2 protein-coding genes and 1 pseudogene are annotated in these 2,580 nt (G+C 71.5%); 2 read left to right on the forward strand and 1 reads right to left on the reverse strand.

Going from position 1 to position 2,580, the window contains the following annotated elements:
• Positions 1 to 257: 257 nt before the first annotated feature.
• Positions 258 to 1,250, forward strand: coding sequence for a porphobilinogen synthase (gene hemB, locus FW784_RS13525; protein ID WP_149353850.1), 993 nt, complete (start codon positions 258 to 260; stop codon positions 1,248 to 1,250).
• Positions 1,251 to 1,416: 166 nt separating this feature from the next.
• Here hemB and FW784_RS13530 read toward each other — a convergent pair whose 3' ends face one another.
• A complete protein-coding gene (locus FW784_RS13530; protein WP_235893686.1) occupies positions 1,417 to 2,313 on the reverse strand; it encodes a TolB family protein in 897 nt (298 codons plus the stop codon).
• Between the two features lie 25 nt (positions 2,314 to 2,338).
• On the opposite strand from FW784_RS13530, the pseudogene FW784_RS13535 reads away from it, so the two are divergent.
• Positions 2,339 to 2,580 (forward strand): annotated as a pseudogene (locus FW784_RS13535) (shikimate dehydrogenase); the annotation flags it as partial.

Raw genomic sequence — 2,580 nt, forward strand, 5'->3', positions numbered from 1 at the left:
GCACCGGTGAGCGCATGCGCGGCATCGTAGCCGTGCCGCGCGCCTTCCTGCCGCCGCGGTCATGTCGGCGCCCGTTCGGGCACGCGGGGCGCGGGCACCGCCGACGCCTTTGACGCGACACGGGTCGGGGCGAACATTGTCGCCGGTTCGCGGCTGCAGCCACTGCCGACCGACCCGCGGTGAAGGCTTGACGCCGTCGAGGCGTGGCCAGGCGCCCGGCCGCCGGCATCGGCGGACGCCGGCGTAAACTGCGCACCATGAGCTATCCCTACGTGCGCCCGCGGCGGATGCGCCGCGACGATTTCTCGCGGCGGCTGATGCGCGAGACCGTCCTGACCCCGAACGACCTGATCTACCCGGTCTTCGTGCACGAACTCGCCGACCGCGCGCCGGTCGCGTCGATGCCCGGCGTGGAGCGGCTGTCGATCGACGAGCTGCTACGGGTGGCCGAGCAGGCGAGCGAACTGCGCATCCCGGCCCTCGCACTTTTCCCGGTCACGGCGGCGGAGGCCAAGTCGCTCGACGCGGCGGCCGCGTGGGACGACGAGGGCCTGGTGCAGCGCGCGGTGTTCGCGCTGAAGTCGCGCTTCCCCGAGCTCGGCGTGATCACCGACGTCGCGCTCGATCCGTACACCTCGCACGGGCAGGACGGCCTGATCGACGAGAACGGCTACGTGCTCAACGACGAAACCGTCGACGCGCTGGTGAAGCAGGCGCTGAGCCACGCGCGCGCCGGCGCTGACATCGTCGCGCCGAGCGACATGATGGACGGCCGCATCGGCGAGATCCGCGCGGCGCTGGAAATGGACGACCACATCCACACGCGCATCCTCGCCTACAGCGCGAAGTACGCGAGCGCCTTCTACGGCCCGTTCCGCGACGCGGTGGGCAGCGCCGCCGCGCTCGGCAAGGCCGACAAGACCACGTACCAGATGGACCCGGCCAATTCCGACGAAGCGCTGCGCGAGGTCTCGCTCGACCTCGCCGAGGGCGCGGACATGGTGATGATCAAGCCGGGCCTGCCGTACCTCGACATCGTGCGGCGGGTGAAGGACGAATTCGGCGCGCCGACCTTCGTCTACCAGGTCAGTGGCGAGTACGCGATGCTCAAGGCGGCCTCGCTCAACGGCTGGCTGGACGAGCGCAAGGTCGCGCTCGAAGCGCTCACGGCGATGAAGCGGGCCGGCGCCGACGGCGTGCTGACGTATTACGCGCTCGACGCGGCGCGGTGGTTGCGCGAGCGGGACTGACGCGCGCCAGAGGCAGGGTTGCCGGACGCGCTGCGTCGCCAACGCAGGCGCCGCGGGGGCGATACACGCGCCGCCTCGACGCGACGCACGGACGTCTGGCACCGCGGGCGATTCTCGCGTTTCGCAATGCACGGTTGGCGTTCCTTTCAGCTCGCGCCGCCTTCGTTCAGCGGCAGCTGCCATCGCCGTGCACGCTGGGCACCAGGATGCGGTAGATGTCGGACTTCCCGGCTTTCGGCGACGGCGCGGCACCGCTCACCAGCATCTCGTTCGGACGGTTCCAATCAAGCACCGGCGCCTGCGTGCGCGCCTCGCCCGTATTGAATGCAAGCGCGAGTGGCTCGACGCTCGTGTACGCGCCGGCGCGGCACGTGGCGACGTAGAGCCGCGTCGGCTTCGACGAGGCGTCGACCGAACGCGCGAACACGATGCCGTTGCCGTCGTCGAGCCAGGCGGCGTCGAACTCGTCCGCATCGGTCGCGAGGCCCGGTACCGGGCGCGGGCCGGTGAACGCCTTGCCATTCCAGGTGGCGACGAAAAGATCGTGGCGCCTCGCGCCGCGCGCGCCGTTGCTGGCGAACAGCAGGCGGCGGCCGCCGCGGCTGGGCGTGGGCGCCCATTCGTCGCCCCGCGTGTTGATGGCACTGCCGAGGTTGCTGGCCTGGCCGATGCCGCCTTGCGCGTCGACCGGCGCACGATAGAGGTCGTCGCCGCCAAAGCCGCCAGGGCGGTTCGAGACGAAATACAGCCAGCGGCCGTCGGCGCTGAAGCCTGGCGCGGACTCACCGTCGGCTGTGTCGACCGCGACGGCCTCGGGGTGCTGCCAGCGGCCGTCGAGTCGGCGCGCCCGCCACAGATCGCCGCCGCCGGGCCCGCCGGGGCGATCCGGGCTGGCCCAGACCACCCACGCGCCGTCGGGGCTGATCGTTGCGCGCAGCTCGTCGTCACGCGTGGAGACCACGCCCACGCCTTCCATGCCCCAAGGCGCGAACGCGGCGCTCGGCAATGTGAACAGCGCGGCGGCGGCGAGCGCGACGCGGAAACGGTGGTGTACGGTGCGCACGCATTCAACCCGGCAACCACGACTGATGCACCGTAACCGATTCGCCGTGTTCGGCCACCCCGTCGCGCATTCGCTTTCGCCGTCCATCCACGCGGCGTTCGCGTCGCAGTGCGGGATCGAGCTCGACTACGCGCGGATCGACGCGGCACCGGACGACTTCGCCGCGGCGGTCGAGCGGTTCGCGCGTGAGGGTGGCCGCGGCGCCAACGTCACGTTGCCGCACAAGGCGGCGGCCGTTGCGTTGTGCGCGTCGCTCAGCCCACGCGC

Source organism: Cognatilysobacter lacus (genome assembly GCF_008274655.1).
GTDB classification, from domain to species: domain Bacteria; phylum Pseudomonadota; class Gammaproteobacteria; order Xanthomonadales; family Xanthomonadaceae; genus Cognatilysobacter; species Cognatilysobacter lacus.